Here is a 21,233-nt window from a genome sequence, read left to right as displayed (position 1 = left end):
CTGTTTCCCGGCTCGCCCTGTGACGTGATGGCGCGGCCTGCATGGTTCGCCGCATGCGGGGCCGTTTCATTCCGGCGCCAGGAAATACTCCCATGACGTTTCGTTCCAAGCGACCGATGTCGATCGGCCGCGCCGTTGTCGCGCTTGCCATTTGCACCGCAGCGCCCGCGAGCCTTGCAGGCACATTGCTATCGCCCTCCATCTCGGCTGCAGATGATCAACGTATCGATGCGCTGATGCCGCCGCTGCTGCGCACACCCGCCACCGCACGTGTTGCGCCCAAGCAGCGTGCCGGCATGCAGCACAGCACTGCGGCGGTATCGCCTGCATTTCCGTTGGTCACGCAAGAATTCAAGCAATTTTTGGATGCGCAGGCACAGCGCAGCTACGCCACACGCGAGGCCACCGCCAAGGTCCGCGACCCAGCGGCCTTCGCGCAGATGCAGCGTTATCTGTTCAATCGCTACAACGGCCTGACCGTGCTGCGCAGCGTGCATCAGCGCGGCAAGGTGTTCGACTGCATCCCGCTCGCGCAGCAGCCCGCGTTGCGCGATGGCGGCGCGCTTGCCATGCCGCCCAGCATTGCCGCCGGTGTCAGCAGCAGCGCTCCACTCGATGCGGCGCAACGCTGCGACGCTGGCAGTGTGCCGTTGCAGCGCATCGGTCTGGCTGACATGAGCCAACACGCAACGCTGCGGGCGTTCTTGCGCGGCACAACACCACAGGCGACGGCACCCGACCGCCCCACTCTGCTACCCGCCGCGGAGGATGCCGCGTCGGTGGTGCATTACTACTCCACCATTTACCTGGACACCGCCGGCTCGCCAGTGACCGGCGCCGGTGCCGATCTCAACACCTGGGTGCCGGCCGTGCGCGCCAACGATGCGCAGTCGATCAGCCAGATCTGGCTGGCTGGGTACACTGCGCAACGGCAGATCCAGACCCTGGAAGCCGGTTGGCAAACCCAACCTGGCGCAGGCTGGGGCAACACACCAATCCTGTTTATCTATTCCACGCAGGACGGCTATATCAACACCGGCTGCCATAACCTGGATTGCGCCGACTTCGTGCAGACCAGCACGGCGAATGTGCTTGGCGCAGCGCCCGCCGGCGGCTTCAGCACGGCGGGCGGCAAGCAGGCCATGTTGCATGTGGAATTCCAACGCAATGCCGACGGCTATTGGTGGTTCGGCTTGAATGGCGAATGGATCGGCTACTACAAGGCCGAGCTGTATGCCGGCGACATTGCCGAAGGCAGCGCCAACATCTTCATCTCGGCCGGTGGCGAAATTTCCACCTGGGATGGTCGCCCCAGCACACCAATGGGCAGCGGGCGGTTCGCATCGGCCGGCTACCGGCAGGCCGCGTTCCAGGCCAACCACTTTTATCGCGATGCGGCCATGGCCACCTGGCCTGCACAACGGTTGTCATCGATGAGTGTGGAGCAGCCGTCGTGCTACACGTTGGCGATTGCCGGCTACAGCTATCCGTATGCGTTGGGAGCCGGCGTCTCCCGCACCAGCCTGTCGCCGGAGATGCAGAACGGCGGCATCTACTTCGGCGGGCCGGGCTGCGCCCGCTGAGTCGCTGCGAACGCGCGCACTGCTGCAGCGCGCGCGTTCGCTTGTTGGCCACGACACGAACCCGGACGCAGTTGCGCAGTTGTGCGGTGCATGCTGAAACGCCAGAACTGCCAGCACCACTGCAGCATGCGGCCAAGTGGTAGTGGTTTATCGGCGTGCCCAATGCAGAGTGCTCACCACGGCAGGCGCGCCCACGCTGTCTGGTGGTCCTTGCACGCTACACACAGCCAGCAAGGACTCACCACGCCACTCGCCGTGGCAATGGATGCCGGCTTACGGCAAATCCACGCCTGCGCACACGGCCGGGCGCGCATCCTTGATCTGCTGCACGCCACTGGCATCGAACTGCAGCGCCGCATGTTTCGGCGCGAATGCCGGCCATGCAGGCAAGCCCTTGACGTTGGGATTTCCACGCTGCACGAATGCTGCCCAATAGCGTTGCAGGCTCACCGGCGGCTGGCCGATGGGCAGGTTCTTGAACAGGAACGGCAGTTCGGCGCTGTGGGTCACCTGCCCACCCGGCGCTGCGGTGTCGAACACGTAATGCCACACCGGCACGCCGAGCGCGGCCTGACGCTGCGCCACAGTCACCGCCGGGCAGCGGAAAGTGAGATCGGTGGACAGCTGCATCGCCGCATTGCCCTGGCGCTCGGCACGTTGCGCTGCATGCTTACGTTGCGCCTGCAACACCGCCTCGGCACGGTCGGGATAATCGCGACGCAGACGCGCCTGTGCGCCCTGGTCGCCGCCGTAAGTGAGCTCCTGCACCACGTAGCCGATCAACAGCGGCACCTTGGCCTGTGCACCACTGGCCAGCAGCTCGGCCGGTGCGCGCGGCAGCACGCGGCCATCGACAACGGCTTGCAACCAGATGTAGCCATCGTCATCCAACGCTGGCACATCCACGCCCTGCCCGGCCTTGAGCAACTGCTCCACCGGCAACGCGCGCAATTGGCTCAGGCGCGTTGCGGCATCGTCGATACCTGCACGTTTGGCGATGGCAACGCCCAACGCGCGATTGTCTTCCAGGCTGCGCGCCGGCAGCCCGAAACCGGCGGTGCCGCTTTGTTCGATCGCTGCAGAAAACAGCCCGCGCGCGAGTGGGCTGAGCATCAGCAAGCCCACATCCTGGCCACCGGCCGACTGCCCGGCGATGGTGACCCGCGCAGGGTCGCCGCCGAACTGCGCGATGTTGTCGCGCACCCAGCGCAGCGCGGCGATCTGGTCGAGCAATGCGTAGTTGCCGGCCGCTTGGTTGTCGCCATCGCGCAGTTCCGGCAGCGACAGGAAGCCCAACGCGCCCAGCCGGTATTGCAGCGTCACCACCAGCATGTTCTGTGCGACAAGATTGGTGGGCAGATGCCCATCCGCACCGCCGGCCACATTGGCGCCGCCATGGATCCACACAAACACCGGCAACGGAGTTGCCGGCTGCAGCGTGGGTGTCTGCACTTCGACGTAGAGGCAGTCTTCGCTGCCGCGCCTGGCCATCGCATCGTTCCAGCCCAGCGCGGGCTGCACGCATGGCGTGGCCGCCTGCGTGGCGTCACGCACCTGCGTCCATGCGGCAACCGGTTGCGGCGGGCGCCAGCGCAATGCGCCCAGCGGCGGCGCAGCGAAGGGGATGCCACGAAACACCGCACTGCCGTCGGCCTGCCATTGCCCACGCACCACACCGTGATCGGTGCGCGCTTCCGGCGGCGTCGCAGGAAGCGTGGACGCGGCAGCAAACGCGCTGCCGCTCAGCGTGCAGAGGGCAGCAAGCAACCAGGCCGACGGACGCATCACAGCGCTCCGGTGTCGACGCGGGCGCGCCAGGCCGCCTGAAACACGGCGGTGGCCGACGCCACATTGAGGCTTTCGACCTTGCCGCTGCCGCGGATGGATAACTGCAGATCGCACTCGCGTGCGAACTGGCGATCCATGCCTGCGCTTTCTGCACCCATCACATACACCAGGCGCTGCGGCAACGCGGCGGCAAAGACATCGTGCCCACCGTCGACCAGCGTGGCTGCGATCGCGAAGCCGGCCTGGCGCAGCTGCGTCAGCGCCACTGCGGTCTCGGGCAATTGCACCAGCGGCACGGCTTCGGCACCGCCTTCGGCAACGCGCGCGGCGGCGCCGGACAGGCCCAGCGTGGAGCCGTCAGACAGCAGCAAACCGGCCACGCCGAAATGCGCCGACGAGCGCAAGATCGCACCGAAGTTATGCGGGTTGCCCACGCCATCCAGCCACAGCGCCAGCACCGGGCCATGCGGCAATGCCGCCAGCCACTCCTGCAAGGGCTGCGGCGATACCCGCAACACCTCGGCCACGATGCCCTCGTGATGCGTACTGGACGCCAGCTTGGTGAGGTCGGCCTCCTCCACCACGCGGTAACCGATGCGCTGGGTGACGCACCAGGCCAGCAAAGCCTTGAACTGCGGAATGCGCGCCTCGGTCAGGTAGAGCTTGCGCAGCGCCTGCGGACGCGCGTCGAACACCGCCTGGATGGCATTGATACCGTACAGGCGCAGCTCGCGCGCGGTGTTGGCGTTGGCAGCGGCTGGTGCGGCGGCGGCGGTGCGTGCCGCAGGCGCAGCCGGTGCGGGCGCACGTGGCGCCGCACGGCCCCAGGGGTTGAGCGGCGCAGCGCCGCTGCCGGTGTTGTCGCGTGGCGGCCGTGCGCCACGTCCATCATGCTGTTTCATCGTTGTGTCCAGAAATCCGCGTTCTTGATGCCGAGCGACACCGGATCGAAGACCGGATCCAGCCCCTGGCGTTTTTGCCGTTCGTAATCCTTCAAGGCCAGCATGGCCGGCTTGTGCAGGATCAGGATGGCGATGATGTTGAGCCAGGCCATGACGCCGACGCCGATGTCGCCCAGCGCCCAGGCCAGCTGCGCATTGTGGAACGCGCCAAAGATCACCATGCCCATGATGCCCAGGCGCAGCAGCAGCACGGTGAGCGGCCGGCGGCGGCTGCCATTGATGTAGCTCAGGTTGGTTTCGGCCATGTAGTAATAGGCCATGATGGTGGTGAAGGCGAAGAAGAACAGCGCCACCGCCACAAAGCCCGCGCCCCAGCCCGGCAGCACCGATTCCACCGCCGCCTGCGCATAACCGGGGCCTTCTTCCACCCCGATCAGGCCGGCATACAGGCCCGGCTTGGCACCGTCGGGCGCGTACACGTTGTACTTGCCGGTGGTGAGGATCAGGAACGCGGTGGCGGTGCACACCATCATCGTGTCGAAGTAGATCGCAAACGCCTGCACGTAGCCCTGCTTGGCCGGATGCGACACCTCTGCCGCTGCCGCTGCATGCGGCCCGGTGCCCTGCCCGGCTTCGTTGGCGTAGATGCCGCGCTTGACGCCCCATTCCACCGCCAGCCCCAGTAAGGCGCCGAACGCGGCATGGCTGCCGAATGCACTACTGAAGATGGTGACGAACATGTCCGGCACGCGCTCGGCGTTGAGCACCATGATGACCAGCGCCATCAGGATGTAGCCCATCGCCATGAACGGCACCACGATTTCGGCGAAGTTGGCGATGCGCTTGACGCCGCCGAAGATGATCACCGCCAGCATGCATGCCACCAGGATGCCGATGCCCAGCTTGGCCGCATCGCGCATCGGCAGGCCCATCCACTGCCCGTCCATCGCACCGCACAGGCTGGTGCCCCGGCAGGCGTTGATGGCGCTGTCGGCAATCGCGTTGGCCTGGACGCCCGGCATCAGAAAGCCGGTGGCGATGATGGTGGCCACCGCGAAGGTGAGCGCGTACCACTTCAGACCCATCGCCTTTTCGATGTAGTACGCCGGGCCGCCGCGATAGCGGCCGTCGGCATCCTTGATCTTGTAGATCTGCGCCAGCGTCGATTCCACGTACGACGTGGACGCGCCGAGAAAGCCCATCACCCACATCCAGAAGATCGCGCCCGGCCCACCGAAGGCGATGGCGGTGGCGACGCCGGCGATGTTGCCGATGCCGATACGCCCGGCCATCGACATCGCCAATGCCTGGAACGAGGACACCCCGGCATCGGACTTCTGCCCGCCCACGGTGAGGCGAATCATTTCCACGAACCCGCGTACCTGCATGAAACGGGTGCGGATGGTGAAGTAAACGCCTGCGCCCAGACACATGAAAATCAGTGCCTTGCTCCAGACGATACCGTTGATGCCATTGATGAGTGCTTCCACGCAATCTCCCCGAGTGCTGGATCGTGAACCCCAGCGCCGTGGGGAGTGGGTCGATTCTGGCCGAAAGCGCCGCTCGATGCGACGTGCGTGCGAGTTGCGCCGTCAGCGCATGACAACGTGCCAGCGGCGCATGTACAGATCGTGTGCACCATCGTGGGGCATCGGCGCTGCACGCCGCATGCCCTGTGCAACCACGCCAGTGGTGTGCGCGAGCTTGGCCGAGACCGGATGCACGTCGCGAGCGGTCATCGGATAGCGGTGGACGGTGCGCTCAGAACCGGCGTGCGCGCAGGGCACATGCCGGTTCTGAGCAACGATCGCAGCCGCCTGGTGGCCGCGCAGTCGCGTTGTTGTCCGCTTCTGGCGCTCAGCGCTTGGCGGTCTGCGCCTGCTTGAGCGCGGCGCACAGGCGGATGGTTTCGCCGGTCTGCGCCAGGCCACGGTCGGCGCCGCTGAGTTTGGCCAGGCGCGGCTGGAAGAAGGCATCCAGGCGGTCGGCCTCTTCCACGCTGCAGCCACCGGATGCGCCGAGCGCCGGCAGACCGCCGCCGTCGAACGACCCGCTGCGCTGCACGATGCGGTCGAAGTTGGCGGTGAACCACGGCCACATCGACGCATGCGAACCCTCGTAGCTGTTCCCACGCGTCAGCATGCTCTTCATCTCGCCGACCTTGATGGCATCGGTCAACGCAAAATCGCGCACCTGCTTGAGCAACGCCGGGTCCTGCACCGCGCCCAGTGCAGCGATCATGCCGTTGCGCTGTGCGGGGTCGGCGTGCGTGCGCAACGCCGCGATCAGGGTCTGCACCGCGGGGGCGCCGCGTTCCTGCGCGGTGACCGCCAGCACGGTGCCGAGCAGATCCGGGTTGGCCGCAGAAAAGTCCAGCGCCCCGTTGCCACCGGCCAGCACCGCATCGCCCTGGGCAAGCAGCGCCTTGCGCACTTCCGCGTTCTGCAGGCGTAACCCAAACAGCCCGGCCAGCGACGACCGCAGCGCGGTGTCGTCGACCGATTCGCCGCTACGCCGCACGTAACCCAGCTGGCGCAGACGCGGCAGATACGCCTGTTCGGCGACCTTGCGCAACGCGCCGCGCTGCGCCTCGGTGCTGGCCTGGTAGCGCCAGATCCACCCGAAGCGATCCACCAGCGCGGTCGAGACATCGGCCGATGCGGACGGCGCCAGCTGCTTGAGCGCCATCAACACCGCATCGCTGTCGGCATCGCCGTGGCGGTAGGCCGCATCGATGGCATCGGCGTAGGCCAACTGCTCGTTATCATCGAGTTGAGCAACCTGCTTGCCGAGTGCGGCCAGCTGCTTCTTCGGCAGGCTGAAACGGTAATAGCCGGCGCCATGCGCGTTCGGGAACACCCAGGTGTTCTTGCCGGCGCCATCCAGCACGATGCTGCCGCTGCCGTCTTCCAGCAGCTGGCAAGCGGTACCGACCTGGTTCTTGCCCTTGCCGTACTTCACGCACACCGGCACACCCCACTGCTGCGCGGTGGAGCCGGTCGAACCCAGCGGCAAATACCGCTGCTGCTGCAGCTTGACCACGGTCTTGCCGCCTTCGCGCGCCACCTGGGTCTGCAGGTACGGCACACCCGGCTGATTCAAGAAGCTGCGGAATGCCGCCTTGAAGTCTTCGCCCTTGCCGGCGGCTTCGGCGATCGCATCGACCAGATCGTCGGCGGTGGCGCTGCCGAACTGATGCTTGGCGATGTAGGCGCGCATGCCTTCGCGGAACACGTCCTCGCCAACGAAGGCTTCGAACATCGCCAGCACTGCCGCACCCTTCTGATAGGTGATGCCATCGAAAGCGGTTTCGATATCGCCGTTACCGGTGATCGGCTGGCGGATCTTGCGTGCGCTAACCAGGCTGTCATTGTTCATCGCGTACTGCGCGCCACCGATGCGATCCAGGTTGGCGTGATACTCCGGGTGCAGCTGCATGGTGATTTTTTGCTGCATCCAGGTGGCGAAGGCTTCGTTGAGCCACAGGTCGTCCCACCATTCCATGGTCACGGTGTCGCCGGTCCACTGATGTGCCAGCTCGTGCGCGTTGGTGTTGAAGGAGCGCTGCACGTTTTCGGCCGGCGAATCCTTGTCCAGCAACAGCAACCAGTCGCGGAAGGTCACGAACCCAGGGTTTTCCATCGCGCCGGCGCTGAAATCCGGTGCGGCGACCAGATCGAGCTTGTCGAACGGATAACCGAAGGCGTAGTAGTCCTCCAACGCGGCGATGATCGCCGGGGTCTGGTCCAGCGCCGGAGTGATGCGCGGGCCCTGGCCCTGGGCGGCGATGCCGCGCAGCGGCGTGGCGTTGGGGCGCTGCGGGGTGGCCGGCATTGGCGGCACGTCCACCACATCCCACGGGCCGGCGGCGTAGGCGACCAGGTAGGTCGGCAACGGCACGGTCGGCGCAAAGGTCACCGTCTTCCAGCCCTTGCCGGCCGGCTTGGTCGAGGTGGCGATGGTATTGGCCAGCGCCTGATCGTCGCTGGGTACGGTCAGGCTGAGGTCGAACGGGGTCTTGAACGCCGGCTCATCGAAGCCCGGGAACGCGTAGCGCGCACTGATCGGCTCCATCTGCGTCATCGCATACGCCTTGCCCTGGTACTTCACCTGGTACAGGCCCTGCAGCTGCTGGTTAAGCGGCGCGTTGTAGGTGATATCCACGGTGAGCGTCTGCGGCTTGAGCGTGCGCCCGAACTCCAGGCGAACCACACCGGTCTGCGCATCGGCATCCACATAGCGCGCGGTGAGCGCCTTGCCCTTGGCCGGCTTGACCGTGGCCTTGCTGACCTTCAGCTCCTTGCCGTGCAGCCACAGATGATCGGATGCCTGCTTGAGCTGCACGCGGATGGTGGTGCGGCCACTGAACTGCGCCTGCTCGGGGTCGACCTTGATCGCCAGGCTATAGCGCTCGGGCACCGCCCAGGTCGGCAACCGGCCATTGGGTACCGGCTCGCCGGACGTCTGCGCAAGTGCGTTACCGCAGCACAGCGCAAGGAGGGAAGGAGCAAGCAGGCAGGCAAGACGACGCATGGGCAATTCCGGTCAGGGTAACCGCCGAAGTCGACCACAGCCGGGGATGACTGTCATGTGACCTTAGTCACTGCACCAGCGCAGCGAAGGCTGTCGATGCCGACGCTGGCGGCTGCGATAACGGCAGTGGCCATACCAGGCACAGTTGCGCCACAGGCGTGACCGTGACTGGCACGCATGCGTCGCGTGCAGCCATCCGCACGCTCGCACACCGTAGCTGCGCCTGGCATCCGGGTCCTGCAGCCAACATCGCCAACCAGCGGAACTGCGGGATACCCATCACTCGCGCAGGCGCAATGCTGCGAACGCGCACGCGTGTCGAGCAGCGCTTAGAGCGGCTAAAACGCCTGGCGCGCAGTCGTCAGGTAGGCGTGGACGGCGCGTTCAAAACCGGAGTGACACATGCCACGCCGGGCACCGACCACGCCCGCCAGGCGGCGAGCGTAGTCGTTTTCAGGGCAGCGCTTACGCGTGCCCGCCCACCGATGGTGTGGTTGCCTCCAGGGTTTCCAGCTCGCGTGCGACCGCTTCCGGCGACTTGGTGTATGGGGCGATCAAACTGTAGAACGCCGGCACCACGTACAGCGACAGCAGCGTGGACAGCGACACACCGAAGATCACCACCACGCCGATGGTGGCGCGGCTCGCCGAGCCGGGCCCGCCGGCCACCACCAGCGGAATCGCACCGACCACCGTGGCGATCGAAGTCATCAGGATCGGGCGCAAACGCACCGAGGCCGATTCCACGATGGCCTGATGCACGCTGCGGCCTTCGTCGCGCAACTGATTGGCGAACTCCACGATCAAAATGCCGTTCTTCGCCGCCAGGCCCACCAGCATCACGATGCCGATCTGACTGAACAGGTTGAGCGTGCCGCCGGTGAGCCACAAACCGACCAACGCACCCAACACCGCCAGCGGCACGGTGAGCATGATCACCAGCGGATGCGCGAAGCTTTCGAACTGCGCGGCCAGCACCAAATACACCACCAGCAAGGCCATGCCGAAAGTCAGCAATACCGCGCTACCGGATTGCTGGTATTCGCGCGATTCGCCCTTCCAGTCCAGCTGCGCGTATTCCGGCAGTTCTTCCTGCGCGGCCTGTTGCGCCCAGGCGATGGCATCGCCCAACGGGTAGCCCGGCGCCAGACCGGCGGTGATGGTGATCGCGCGCAGGCGATTGAAGCGGTTCAAGGTGCCGGCTTCGGCCACTTCGCTCAAGCTCACCAGGTTCGACAGCGGAATCAGCTCGCCACGGGTAGAGCGCACGCGGATGGCGGTAAGGTCCTCCGGCGACATGCGACCTTCGCGCCCGGCCTGCAACATCACGTCGTATTCCTCGCCGTTGTCGACGAAGGTGGTGACGCGACGCGAGCCCATCATCGCCTCCAGCGCGCCACCGATGGCGGTCACCGGCACGCCCAGATCGGCCGCGCGCAGGCGGTCGATGTTGACGCGCATCTGCGGGCGGGTTTCCTTGTAATCCGAGTCCGGGCCGACCAGGCCGGGATTGGCTTCCATGCGCTGCAGGATGCGGTCGCGCCACTGCGCGATCTCGGCATAGTCCGGGCCACCGAGCACCAATTGGAATGGTTGGCCGCGGCTGCGCACCAGGCCGCCACTGACCTGCGTGCGTGCACGCACGCCACTGAGCACGCTGAGCTTTTGTTGCAGTTCATCAGCTACTTCGGTGGTGGGGCGTGTGCGTTTTTCCCAGTCCTGCAAGAACACGCTGACGCGCCCGGTGTGCATTTCTTCGCTGCTGCCGAAGCCGCCGGGTACGCGCGGGTTGGCACGCACGATGGGTTTGTCCGGGCCCACGTACGGGCGCAGGATGTCTTCGACCTGATGCATCTGCCCGACGGTGTAATCGAAGCCCGCGCCTTCGGGCCCGTCGATCATGATCTGGAAATTACCGCGATCTTCCGCCGGCGCAAGTTCGGACGGAATACGGCTCATCAACCAGGCGCTCGCGCCCAAGGCCAGTAGCATGAGCAGCGCAAAGATCCAGGTGCGGTGCACATGCCGCTCCAGCGAGCGCCCATACGCGCCGGACACCGCCTGCATGCGTCCGTTGAACCAATGATGGAACCGATTGGGTTTGGCCACGCTGTGCGAGCGCAGCAGCTTGGACGACATCATCGGCGTCAGCGTCAGCGCCACGAAAGCCGAGATCGCCACCGCCGCGGCCAACGCCACCGCCAACTCGCGGAACAAGCGCCCGGTATTGCCTTCCAGAAATCCCACCGGCAGGAACACCGCCACCAACACGGCGGTGGTGGCGATCACCGCGAATGTCACCTGCCCGGTGCCGCGCCTGGCGGCCACTAGCGGCGGCTCACCCAGATCGATGCGGCGCTGGATGTTTTCCACCACCACGATGGCATCGTCCACCACCAGGCCGATACATAGCACCAGCGCCAGCAAGGTGAGCAGGTTGATCGAAAAATCGAACGCGTACAGCGCAATGAACGCAGCGATCAGACACACCGGCACGGTGACCGCCGGAATCAGCGCCGCACGTGCGCTGCCCAGAAACACCCAGATCACCACCAGCACCAGCACCACCGCTTCGACCAGGGTGTGATAGACGCGCTCCACCGCCGCATCGATGAAGGTGGTGGTGTCGAAGGCGACAAAGATGTTGGTGCCCTGCGGCAGCGACTTCTGCACTTCTTCGGCCTGCGCGCGTGCTTCGCGCGCCACATCCAGCGCGTTGGCGGTGGAATTGCGCACGATGCCCAGGCCCACATTGGGCACGCCATTGCTCTGGAAATAGGCGCGCCGTTCGGCCGAGGTCAACTCGACCTTGGCCACATCGCCCAAGCGCACCACATAGCCGCCCTCGCCCTTGCTCAACGGCAACTTGGCGAAGTCTTCCGGCTTGAGGTAGCTGCGCTCCACACGCAAGGTGAAGTCGCGCTGCGCCGATTCGATGCTGCCGGCCGGCAGCTCCACGTTTTCGTTCTGCAGCGCCGTCTCGACATCGGCCACGGTGAGTGCGCGTGCGGCCAGTTGGTCGCGGTCCAGCCAGATGCGCATCGCATAGCGCTGGCGTCCGCCGATGCGCACCTGCGCCACGCCATCCAGGCTGGAAAAGCGGTCCACCACATAGCGCTCGGCGTAGTCGGACAGCTGCAGCGTGTCCATCGTGCTGGAGCTCATGTTGAGCCACAGGATGGGATCGGCGTCGGCTTCGACCTTGGAGATTTCCGGCGGGCGCGCCTGGTCGGGCATGCGGTCGGAGACGCGGCTGACCGCATCGCGCACGTCGTTGGCGGCCGCTTCCACATCGCGCGATTGCACGAACTCGATACTGATATCCGACGAGCCATTGCGACTGCGCGCTTCGATGGTGGCAATGCCCTCGATACCGGCCAGCGCGTCTTCCAGCACCTGGGTGATGCGGCTTTCCACCACCGCTGCCGAGGCGCCGGTGTATTCCACATCCACCGAGACGATGGGCGGGTCGATCGCCGGCAGTTCGCGCAGCGTGAGGCGGGTGAACGACATCACCCCCAACACGATCAGCAACAGGCTCATCACCACCGCCATCACCGGGCGGGTAATGGACAGGTCGGAGAGTTTCATTGTGCCGCTGCCTGCGGACGCGTCGACGCGGGCGCGGCCTGGTCGACCACCTTCAGGCCCGGACGCAGCTTGCCGGTGCCGTCCACCACGATGCGCTCACCAGCCTTGACGCCTTCCAGAATCTCCACCTTGCCATCGCGCCGCTCGCCCAGGCGCACATCGGCACGCTCCACGCTGCTGTCGGGTTTGACCCGGAACACGTACGACTCGCGCCCTACCTGCACCACCGCAATCTCCGGGATCACCACCGCCTGCCGCGCCGGCTGCAGCAGCCGCACATCCAGCAGCATGCCCGGGCGCAGGCGGCGATCGTCGTTGGGGAAGTCCGCACGCACGGTCACCGAGCGGGTGGTCTCGTCGATGCGCGAATCGATCGCGGCAACGATGCCGTCGAAGCGCGCACCCGGATACGCCGCCGCGGTGCCATTGACGGTATTGCCGAGCTGCACCAGACCGAACTGCGATTCCGGCACCTGAAAATCCACGTACATGCGCGCCACATCGTCCAGCGTGGCGATCACGGTGCTCGAGGTGATCAACGACCCGGGGCTGATCTGGCGGATGCCCAGCACGCCGGAAAACGGCGCGCGTACTTCGCGGTCGGTGATTTCCGCGCGCATCTGCTGCACCCGCGCCTGCGCTGCATCGCGCAGCGCGCGCTGGGTGTCGACCGTGGACTTGGCGACCAATTGCTGCCCAACCAGGCTCAACTGGCGACGATAGAGCTGGTCGGTTTCCTCGAAGGTGGCTTGCGCGGCGGTCAACGCGGCCTGCTGCGAATTGCCGCGCAGCCGCAGCAGCAACTGCCCGGCCTTGACCTCATCGCCGCTGTCGAAATTGACCTGCTCGACCACATCGCTGACCGCTGCGGTGAGCGCGACCGATTCGCGCGCACGTACGGTGGCGATCGATTGCACGGTGGAGTTCCAGGGCTGCACCGCGACCGGCTGCACGACCACCGGGATGGGCTTGGCAGCGGCCGGCGCGCTGGCCTGACGGGCACAACCGGACAGCCACACGGCCAACAAGAGCGCGGCGCAATTGCGCGCGCTGGGCAGAACAAGCATCAGAACATCCTGGCGGGGTACCGCGAAAGTTTACCGACCTCACCGCCAAGCGTTGACAGAAAGGGCGCGCTTTGCACCATGACCAAAGACCCTTGCCGTCGTCGTCATGATGCGCTGGTCGGCGCGGCCCTCGACACTGCAACCACCGCCCGGGAAAGCCCGATGGCGCAAACCCGCGCGGTCACTCCACGCTGGGGTCTGCCGCCACGCGCACTACGCGGGAGACTGGGTGCCACGTCCTGATGCCTGCGCTCAGCGTTCCAGCCCCAGAAACTCGAGCACGTGGCGCGCCAGCGCCTCTACATTCTCACCATCGGCGTGAAGATGGATCTCCGGCGTCTCGGGCGCCTCGTACGGCGAGTCGATCCCGGTGAAATTGGGAATCTGCCCGGCCCGCGCCTTACGGTACAACCCCTTCACGTCGCGCGCTTCCGCCACCGCCAGCGGCACATCCACAAACACCTCGACAAACTCGCCCGTATCGAAACGCTCGCGCGCCAGTTGCCGCTCGGCGCGGAACGGCGAGATGAAACTGACCAGCACGATCAGCCCCGCGTCGGCCATCAGGCGCGCCACTTCGGCCACGCGGCGGATGTTTTCCACGCGGTCTTCGTCGGTAAAGCCCAGATCGCGGTTGAGCCCATGGCGCACGTTGTCGCCATCCAGGATGAAGGTGTGATAGCCCAACGCATGCAGGCGCTTGTCGACCAGGTTGGCAACGGTGGATTTGCCCGCCCCCGACAGGCCGGTGAACCACAGCACGCGCGGCGCCTGGCCCTTGATGCGCGCACGGGCGCCGCGGTCCACGTCCAGATGCTGCCAATGCACGTTACCGGCGCGGCGCAACGCAAACTCCAGCGTGCCCGCGGCCACGGTGGCATTGCTTTGCCGGTCGATCAGGATGAACCCGCCGAGCACGCGGTTGCGGGCGTACGGCGCGAAGGCGATGGGTTCGTCCAAGGCGAGATTGCAGTAGCCCACTTCGTTGAGCTCCAGCCGCTTGGCCGCCAGCCGCTCTTGCGTATTCACATCGACCTTGTGCTTGATCTCGCTGACGCTCACGGTAACCGTGCGGGTGCCGATCTTGAGCCAGTACGGGCGGCCAGGCATCAGCGCGGCATCGTCCATCCACAGCAAATGTGCAGCGAACTGGTCGGCCACTTCCGGCGGGTCGTCGATGGCGGCGATGATGTCGCCACGGCTGATATCGATCTCATCGCGTAGCGTCAGCGTCACCGCCTGCCCTGCGCGTGCGCTGGCCACCGCGCCATTGGCATCCAGCACCGCAGCCACCTGCGAACGTCGTCCCGATGGCACCACCACCACGGCATCGCCCACGCGCACCTGCCCCGCCGCGATGGTGCCGGCATAGCCGCGGAACTGTGAGTTGGGGCGGTTGACCCACTGCACCGGCAGGCGCAGGCCGCTGTCGGCGTCGGGCGGCTCCAGTTGCACACTGTCCAGATGCTGCAGCAAATGCGGGCCGCTGTACCACGGCATGCGGGTGGAGGCGCTGGACAGGTTTTCGCCAGCCAGCGCCGACAACGGGATGCACTGCACATCGGCAATACCCAGCTGCGTCGCCAGTGCGCGGTAGCTCTCGGCGATGGCGCTGAAGACGTCGGCGTCGTAGTCCACCAGATCCATCTTGTTGACCGCGAGTACCACGTGGCGGATGCCCAGCAGCGACACGATGTAACTGTGGCGGCGCGTCTGCACGAGCAAGCCCTTGCGCGCATCCACCAGCACCACCGCCACATCGGCGCTGGACGCACCGGTGGCCATGTTGCGCGTGTACTGCTCGTGGCCTGGGCAGTCGGCGACGATGAACTTGCGTTGGTCGGTATCGAAATAGCGATACGCCACATCGATGGTGATGCCCTGCTCGCGCTCGGCCGCCAGCCCGTCCATCAGCAACGCGTAATCGATACCCTCGCCTTGCGTGCCATGCCGCCGGCTATCGCTTTCCAGCGCCGCCAGCTGATCGTCGAACAAGCGCTTGCTGTCGTACAGCAACCGCCCGATCAAGGTGCTCTTGCCATCGTCCACGCTGCCGCAGGTGATGAAGCGCAGCAGCGGCTTGGATTCGTGCTGCTGTAGGTAAGTGTCGATGGTGCCGGGAATCGGGAGTGGGGAATCGGGAATGGCACAAGCCGCATCCTCGATCGATGTAGACGCAGCGAACCGCTGTTGCGATTCCCCATTCCCGCTTCCCCATTCACTACCCATCAGAAATACCCCTCAAGCTTTTTCTGTTCCATCGATGCGCCGGGTGCGTGGTCGATCATGCGGCCCTGACGCTCGGAGCTGGTGCTGATCAGCATTTCGGCGATCACCGCTTCCAGGGTGTCGGCGGTGGAGTCGATCGCGCCGGTCAGCGGGTAGCAGCCCAGCGTGCGGAAGCGCACCGAGCGCAGCTGCGGGGTTTCGCCCGGCTGCAGCGGCAGGCGTTCGTCGTCGACCATGATCAACGCACCGTCGCGCTCCACCACCGGGCGCGCTGCGGCGAAATACAGCGGCACCACCGGGATCTTTTCGCGGTAGATGTACAGCCAGATATCCAGCTCGGTCCAGTTGGACAACGGAAACACGCGCACGCTCTCGCCGGGTTTGGTACGGGCGTTGTAGAGGTTCCACAGTTCCGGACGCTGGTTTTTCGGGTCCCAGCGATGGCGTGCATTGCGGAACGAAAACACCCGCTCCTTGGCGCGCGACTTTTCTTCGTCGCGCCGTGCCCCGCCGATTGCCGCATCGAAAGCGCCGTGCTCCAGCGCCTGCTTCAGGCCCTGGGTCTTCATGATGTCGGTGTGCACCGCGGCGCCGTGGCTGATCGGGCCGATGTCCTGCGCGATGCCATCGGGATTGATGTGCACGCGCAGATCCACCCCGGTTTCGGCCGCGCGGCGGTCGCGGAAGGCGATCATCTCGCGGAATTTCCAGCGCGTGTCCACATGCAGCAGCGGAATCGGTGGGGGCGACGGCGCAAACGCCTTGAGCAGCAGATGCAGCAGCACCGAGCTGTCCTTGCCGACCGAATACAGCATCACCGGTACCCGGAACTCGGCGGCGACCTCGCGCAGGATGTGGATGCTTTCGGCTTCGAGCCGGTCGAGATGGGACAGCGGGGGCAGGGTCATCAGGATGTCGGGAGCGGCGGCAGGCAAGACCAGCCGATGGTAGGCCAAGGCAGCGCAGTGTGTGGCGGGCAGATGTCTGCTTGAAATAAGCGGCCGGCATAACGCGATAACCGGTGATCCTTTCTGGACCAGCGAACGCTTCCCTAACATCGTTCATCCAATCCCCGCCCCTGGATCCGAATGACCGCCGCCAGTTCCGCGCTACCGCCCAGCCCCTTGCCCGACGAGCGCAAGGCGCTGCTGGAACGGTTGGTCGACGGCCTGGATACTGCCGCGCTGTGGTGGCTGTCCGGCTACACCGCCGGGCTGGCGCAGGGTCATCCGCCGCGGTCGCTGGCGGTGCTGCCAGGCGGGCAACCGCAGGCCGCCGCGCAGGACAGCCAGCGCTTGACGGTGGTGTACGGCAGCCAGACCGGCAACGCGCGCCGCCAGGCCGAGCAGCTGGCCGCCGATGCCGAGGCCGCCGGGCTGAGCGTGCGGTTGCTGCGTGCCGATGCCTACCCCACCCGCGAACTCGCCAGCGAACGCCTGTTGTACGTGGTGATCAGCACCCAGGGCGAAGGCGACCCGCCGGACGATGCGATCGGCCTGGTCGAATTCCTGGCCGGCCGCCGCGCGCCCAAGCTGCCTGAGCTCAAGTACGCGGTGCTGGGCCTGGGCGATTCCAGTTATGCGGAGTTTTGCGGCATTGCGCGGCGCATCGACGACCGTCTGGCCGAGCTCGGCGCCAGCCGGGTGCAGCCGCGCGGCGAAGCCGACCTGGACATCGACAGCATCGCCGACCCGTGGCGCGCGCAAGCGCTCAAGCATGCGCGCGAGCAGCTCAAGAGCACTCCTCACTCGGCCACGGTCACGCCGCTGCGCAGCAACCCGGTGGCGCCGGTGTGGTCGCACCAGCATCCGTTTGCTGCCGAGTTGCTGGCCAACCAGATCATCAGCGGGCGCGACTTCAAGGGCCCGGGCTTTCGCGTCTATGCGCAGCCCGGCAAGCGCGTGCGGCATCTGGAATTTTCGCTGGAAGGCAGCGGCCTGAGTTACGAACCCGGCGACGCCCTGGGCATCCGTCATCGCAATCCGCCCGCGCTGGTGGATGCGGTACTGCAGACCTTGCAGCTGGATGGTCATGCCGCGGTCACCGTCGGCGAAGAGACTCTGGCCTTGAATGAGTGGCTGACCACCCGGCGCGAACTCACCAAGCTGTCGCGGCCGTTCCTCACCGCTCATGCCGAGCGCGCGCGCGCAGACGATCTGCAGGCGCTGCTCACCCCGACCCAGACTGCCGGCCTGGCGTCGTTGCTCTCCGATCATCAAGTGATCGACGTGCTGCGACGCTGGCCGGCGGATTGGGACCACGCCAGCCTGCTGGACACGCTGCGCCCGCTCACCCCGCGGCTGTATTCCATCGCCTCCAGCCGCAAGCGCGTGGGCGATGAAGTGCATCTGGCGGTGGATGAACTCAACTACCAGGCGCACGGGCATGCGCACCTGGGGTCGGCCAGCGGCTTTCTAGCCGCGCTTGCCGAAGGCGATACCGCCCCGGTCTACATCGAACCCAACACACGCTTCCGCGTGCCGGCCGATGCCTACCGCGACATCCTGATGATCGGCCCGGGCACCGGCGTGGCGCCGTTCCGCGGCTTTGTGCAGGAACGCGCCGAAACCGGCGCCAAGGGCCGTAACTGGCTGTTCTTCGGCGCCCAGCATTTCAATACCGATTTCCTGTATCAGGCCGAGTGGCAGCAGGCCTTGCAACGCGGCGAGTTGCACGCGCTGGACCTGGCGTTCTCGCGCGACCATGCCGAAAAAATCTACGTGCAACACCGCCTGCGCGAACGCGGCGCCGAGGTCTATGCCTGGCTGCAGGGCGGCGCGCATCTCTATGTCTGTGGCGCCATCGGCATGGGCAAGGATGTGCACGCCGCATTGCTGGACATCGTCACCACCCACGGCGCCCGCAGTGCCGAAGACGCCGCCGCATATCTCACTCAGCTGCAGGTGGAAGGACGGTATGCGCGCGATGTGTATTAGTGCCGGGAATCGGGAGTGGGGAATCGGGAATTGGTACAGCCCTCACCTGACTTTTCCTGGCAGACCAAGCCGCTTTTTACGATTCCCTATTCCCCATTTCCGATTCCCATGAGCCACTCTGTCGAAGACATCAAATCCGAAAGCCGCCGTCTGCGCGGGTCGCTGGAGCAGAGCCTGGCCGATCCGGTCACCGGGGCGCTGCGCGAGGACGATCAGACGCTGATCAAGTACCACGGCAGCTACCAGCAGGACGATCGCGATATCCGTGATGAGCGGCGTCGGCAGAAGCTCGAGCCGGCGTATCAGTTCATGATCCGCACGCGCACGCCGGGCGGGGTGATTTCGCCCAGCCAATGGCTGGCGCTGGATGGGATCGCCACGCGGTACGCCAATCATTCGCTGCGCATCACCACACGCCAGGCATTCCAGTTCCATGGCGTGATCAAGCGCGAACTCAAAGCGACCATGCAGGCGATCAACGCCACCTTGGTCGATACGCTGGCGGCGTGCGGCGACGTCAATCGCAATGTGCAGGTGGCGGCGAACCCCTTGTTGTCGCAGGCGCATGCCACGTTGTACGCCGATGCGGCGCGCGTGTCCGAGCATCTGCTGCCGAACACGCGTGCGTACTACGAGATCTGGCTGGACGAAGAACGCGTATCCGGCTCCGGCAGCGAAGACGAGCCGATCTACGGTGACCGGTATCTGCCGCGCAAGTTCAAGATCGGCTTTGCCGCGCCGCCGCTCAACGACGTGGACGTGTTCGCCAATGATCTAGGCTTCATCGCCATCCTGCGCGACGGCGAGCTGCTCGGCTACAACGTCAGCATCGGCGGCGGCATGGGCGCCAGCCATGGCGATGCGGAGACCTGGCCGCGCGTGGCCAACGTCATCGGTTTTATCACCCGCGATCAGTTGCTGGATCTCGCAACCGCCGTGGTCACCACGCAGCGCGACTTCGGCAATCGCGCAGTGCGTAAGCGCGCGCGCTTCAAGTACACCATCGACGATCATGGCCTGGACACCATCGTGGCCGAGATCCAGCGCCGTGCCGGTTTTTCGCTGCAGCCTGCACGGCAGTTCGCCTTCGACCACAACGGCGACCGCTATGGCTGGGTCGCAGGCGAAGACGGCTTGTGGCATCTAACCCTGTCGTTGCCGGCCGGCCGCATTGCCGACACCGACACCGCCGCGCATCTGAGCGGGCTGCGCGCGATTGCGCAGTTGAACGTGGGCGAGTTCCGGATGACGCCCAACCAGAACCTGGTGATCGCCGGCGTACCTGCACAGCAGCGCGCGCAGATCGATACGCTGGCTGCGCAGTACGCGCTGGATGCGGGCAACCATGCCGGCACCGCCTTGGCACGCGGCGCGATGGCCTGCGTGGCACTGCCGACCTGCGGTCTGGCGATGGCCGAGGCCGAGCGCTATCTGCCCGATTTCAGTGCTGCGCTGCAGCCGTTGTTGCAGCAGCACGGCCTGGCCGACACGCCCATCGTGCTGCGCCTGTCCGGTTGCCCCAATGGATGTTCGCGACCGTACCTGGCGGAGATCGCACTGGTGGGCAAGGCGCCCGGTCGCTACAACCTGATGCTGGGCGGCGACCGTCGCGGCCAGCGGCTCAACACCTTGTATCGCGAAAACATCACTGAAGCAGAGATCCTCGCCGCGCTGGAGCCGCTACTGGCCCGTTACGCCGCAGAACGCGACCAGGCAGCGGATGAAGGCTTTGGCGATTTCCTGCATCGCAGTGGCCTGATCGCCCTGCCGCCTTACCCCACGCACCGTCACCTCGACCTGGAATTGCTCGCATGACCGCGCTGCCTGTCGCATCGATCACCTCTTCCGCGTTGGACGATCTGGACGCGCTCAACGCACACCTGGAAACCCTGCGTGCCGACGAACGCGTGGCGTGGGCGCTAGAGCATGGCCCGCAGGACGTCGCGCTGTCGTCCAGCTTCGGCGCGCAATCGGCGGTGACGCTACATCTGCTCACCCGGCAACGTCCGGACATTCCGGTGATCCTGATCGATACCGGGTATCTGTTTCCGGAAACCTATCGCTTTGCCGACGCGTTGACCGATCGGCTCAAACTCAATCTCAAGGTGTATCGCCCGCTGGTCAGCCGCGCCTGGATGGAAGCGCGCCATGGCCGCTTATGGGAACAGGGCATGGTCGGCATCGACCAGTACAACAACCTGCGCAAGGTCGAGCCGATGCGCCGCGCACTGGACGAGCTCGACGTCGGCACCTGGTTCACCGGCCTGCGCCGCAGCCAATCTGGCGGACGCGCACAGACGCCAATCGTGCAGAAGCGTGGCGACCGCTACAAGATCAGCCCGATCGCCGACTGGACCGACCGCGATGTGTGGCAATACCTGCAGGCGCACGACCTGCCCTATCACCCGCTGTGGGAACAGGGCTACGTCTCGATCGGCGACTTCCACACCACCCGCCGCTGGGAACCGGGCATGCGCGAAGAAGACACCCGCTTCTTCGGCCTCAAGCGCGAGTGTGGGATTCACGAGGACATCTGAGTTGGACTACGCATCGCGCGCTTTGTAGAGCGTCGCGATGTGAGATGTCTGGTGTCTGCGTGCTGTG

General features: G+C 65.8%; 12 protein-coding genes and 1 other RNA gene. 4 read left to right on the top strand and 9 right to left on the bottom strand.

Features of this window, described 5'->3' with window-relative positions:
• Positions 1–92: 92 nt before the first annotated feature.
• Positions 93–1,583 carry a neprosin family prolyl endopeptidase gene (locus tag ABQZ00_RS03035; RefSeq protein ID WP_323537632.1) on the top strand — a complete coding sequence of 497 codons (1,491 nt, stop codon included), beginning with the start codon at positions 93–95 and terminating at the stop codon, positions 1,581–1,583.
• 273 nt (positions 1,584–1,856) lie between these two features.
• On the opposite strand, the gene ABQZ00_RS03030 is transcribed toward ABQZ00_RS03035, so the two are convergent.
• The 9 genes from ABQZ00_RS03030 to cysD all read right to left on the bottom strand — a co-directional run bounded on the left by ABQZ00_RS03030 (position 1,857) and on the right by cysD (position 16,601).
• Positions 1,857–3,368, bottom strand: coding sequence for a carboxylesterase/lipase family protein (locus ABQZ00_RS03030; protein ID WP_503064233.1), 1,512 nt, complete (start codon positions 3,366–3,368; stop codon positions 1,857–1,859).
• Entirely contained in the window at positions 3,368–4,273 is a 906-nt protein-coding gene (locus tag ABQZ00_RS03025) for a TrmH family RNA methyltransferase (RefSeq protein ID WP_323537634.1), read from the bottom strand. Before ABQZ00_RS03025 ends, ABQZ00_RS03030 begins: the two co-directional genes overlap by 1 nt.
• Positions 4,270–5,763 carry an alanine/glycine:cation symporter family protein gene (locus tag ABQZ00_RS03020; RefSeq protein WP_055848793.1) on the bottom strand — a complete coding sequence of 498 codons (1,494 nt, stop codon included), beginning with the start codon at positions 5,761–5,763 and terminating at the stop codon, positions 4,270–4,272. The genes ABQZ00_RS03025 and ABQZ00_RS03020 overlap by 4 nt, the downstream gene beginning before the upstream one ends.
• 216 nt (positions 5,764–5,979) lie before the next feature.
• A non-coding RNA gene (locus ABQZ00_RS03015) (sX9 sRNA) lies at positions 5,980–6,062 on the bottom strand.
• 68 nt (positions 6,063–6,130) lie between these two features.
• Complete coding sequence (locus ABQZ00_RS03010) at positions 6,131–8,806, bottom strand: M1 family metallopeptidase (protein ID WP_323537635.1); 2,676 nt, start codon at positions 8,804–8,806, stop codon at positions 6,131–6,133.
• 465 nt (positions 8,807–9,271) lie between these two features.
• Positions 9,272–12,397: an efflux RND transporter permease subunit gene (locus ABQZ00_RS03005; protein WP_323537636.1), complete on the bottom strand. Its 3,126-nt coding sequence runs from the start codon at positions 12,395–12,397 to the stop codon at positions 9,272–9,274.
• The gene (locus tag ABQZ00_RS03000) at positions 12,394–13,464 is read right to left on the bottom strand and encodes an efflux RND transporter periplasmic adaptor subunit (RefSeq protein WP_055848782.1); all 1,071 of its coding nucleotides are present in this window, start codon (positions 13,462–13,464) and stop codon (positions 12,394–12,396) included. Before ABQZ00_RS03000 ends, ABQZ00_RS03005 begins: the two co-directional genes overlap by 4 nt.
• 252 nt (positions 13,465–13,716) lie before the next feature.
• A complete protein-coding gene (gene cysN / locus ABQZ00_RS02995) occupies positions 13,717–15,630 on the bottom strand; it encodes a sulfate adenylyltransferase subunit CysN (RefSeq protein ID WP_323537912.1) in 1,914 nt (637 codons plus the stop codon).
• Positions 15,631–15,692: 62 nt separating this feature from the next.
• The gene (gene cysD / locus ABQZ00_RS02990; protein WP_323537637.1) at positions 15,693–16,601 is read right to left on the bottom strand and encodes a sulfate adenylyltransferase subunit CysD; all 909 of its coding nucleotides are present in this window, start codon (positions 16,599–16,601) and stop codon (positions 15,693–15,695) included.
• A gap of 180 nt (positions 16,602–16,781) precedes the next feature.
• On the opposite strand from cysD, the gene ABQZ00_RS02985 reads away from it, so the two are divergent.
• The 3 genes from ABQZ00_RS02985 (at position 16,782) to ABQZ00_RS02975 (ending at position 21,166) form a co-directional block, all read left to right on the top strand.
• Entirely contained in the window at positions 16,782–18,629 is a 1,848-nt protein-coding gene (locus tag ABQZ00_RS02985) for an assimilatory sulfite reductase (NADPH) flavoprotein subunit (protein ID WP_323537638.1), read from the top strand.
• A 108-nt stretch (positions 18,630–18,737) separates the two neighbouring features.
• Entirely contained in the window at positions 18,738–20,444 is a 1,707-nt protein-coding gene (gene cysI, locus ABQZ00_RS02980) for an assimilatory sulfite reductase (NADPH) hemoprotein subunit (RefSeq protein ID WP_323537639.1), read from the top strand.
• Positions 20,441–21,166, top strand: a complete 726-nt coding sequence (locus ABQZ00_RS02975; protein WP_055848769.1) for a phosphoadenylyl-sulfate reductase — start codon at positions 20,441–20,443, stop codon at positions 21,164–21,166. Before cysI ends, ABQZ00_RS02975 begins: the two co-directional genes overlap by 4 nt.
• The last annotated feature ends 67 nt before the right edge of the window (positions 21,167–21,233 follow it).

Origin of the sequence: Xanthomonas sp. WHRI 10204 (assembly GCF_040202875.1) — a bacterium.
GTDB lineage: Bacteria > Pseudomonadota > Gammaproteobacteria > Xanthomonadales > Xanthomonadaceae > Xanthomonas.
Note: the sequence above shows the minus strand (reverse complement) of the source record. Positions and strands in the feature narration are given on the sequence as shown.

Coding starts and splice junctions, on each gene's coding strand:
- ABQZ00_RS03010 (WP_323537635.1), bottom strand. CDS start 8,806: ATGCGTCGTCTTGCCTGCCTGCTTGCTCCTTCCCTCCTTGCGCTGTGC.
- ABQZ00_RS03005 (WP_323537636.1), bottom strand. CDS start 12,397: ATGAAACTCTCCGACCTGTCCATTACCCGCCCGGTGATGGCGGTGGTG.
- ABQZ00_RS03000 (WP_055848782.1), bottom strand. CDS start 13,464: ATGCTTGTTCTGCCCAGCGCGCGCAATTGCGCCGCGCTCTTGTTGGCC.
- cysI (WP_323537639.1), top strand. CDS start 18,738: ATGAGCCACTCTGTCGAAGACATCAAATCCGAAAGCCGCCGTCTGCGC.
- ABQZ00_RS03025 (WP_323537634.1), bottom strand. CDS start 4,273: ATGAAACAGCATGATGGACGTGGCGCACGGCCGCCACGCGACAACACC.
- cysD (WP_323537637.1), bottom strand. CDS start 16,601: ATGACCCTGCCCCCGCTGTCCCATCTCGACCGGCTCGAAGCCGAAAGC.
- ABQZ00_RS02985 (WP_323537638.1), top strand. CDS start 16,782: ATGACCGCCGCCAGTTCCGCGCTACCGCCCAGCCCCTTGCCCGACGAG.
- ABQZ00_RS02975 (WP_055848769.1), top strand. CDS start 20,441: ATGACCGCGCTGCCTGTCGCATCGATCACCTCTTCCGCGTTGGACGAT.
- ABQZ00_RS03035 (WP_323537632.1), top strand. CDS start 93: ATGACGTTTCGTTCCAAGCGACCGATGTCGATCGGCCGCGCCGTTGTC.
- ABQZ00_RS03030 (WP_503064233.1), bottom strand. CDS start 3,368: ATGCGTCCGTCGGCCTGGTTGCTTGCTGCCCTCTGCACGCTGAGCGGC.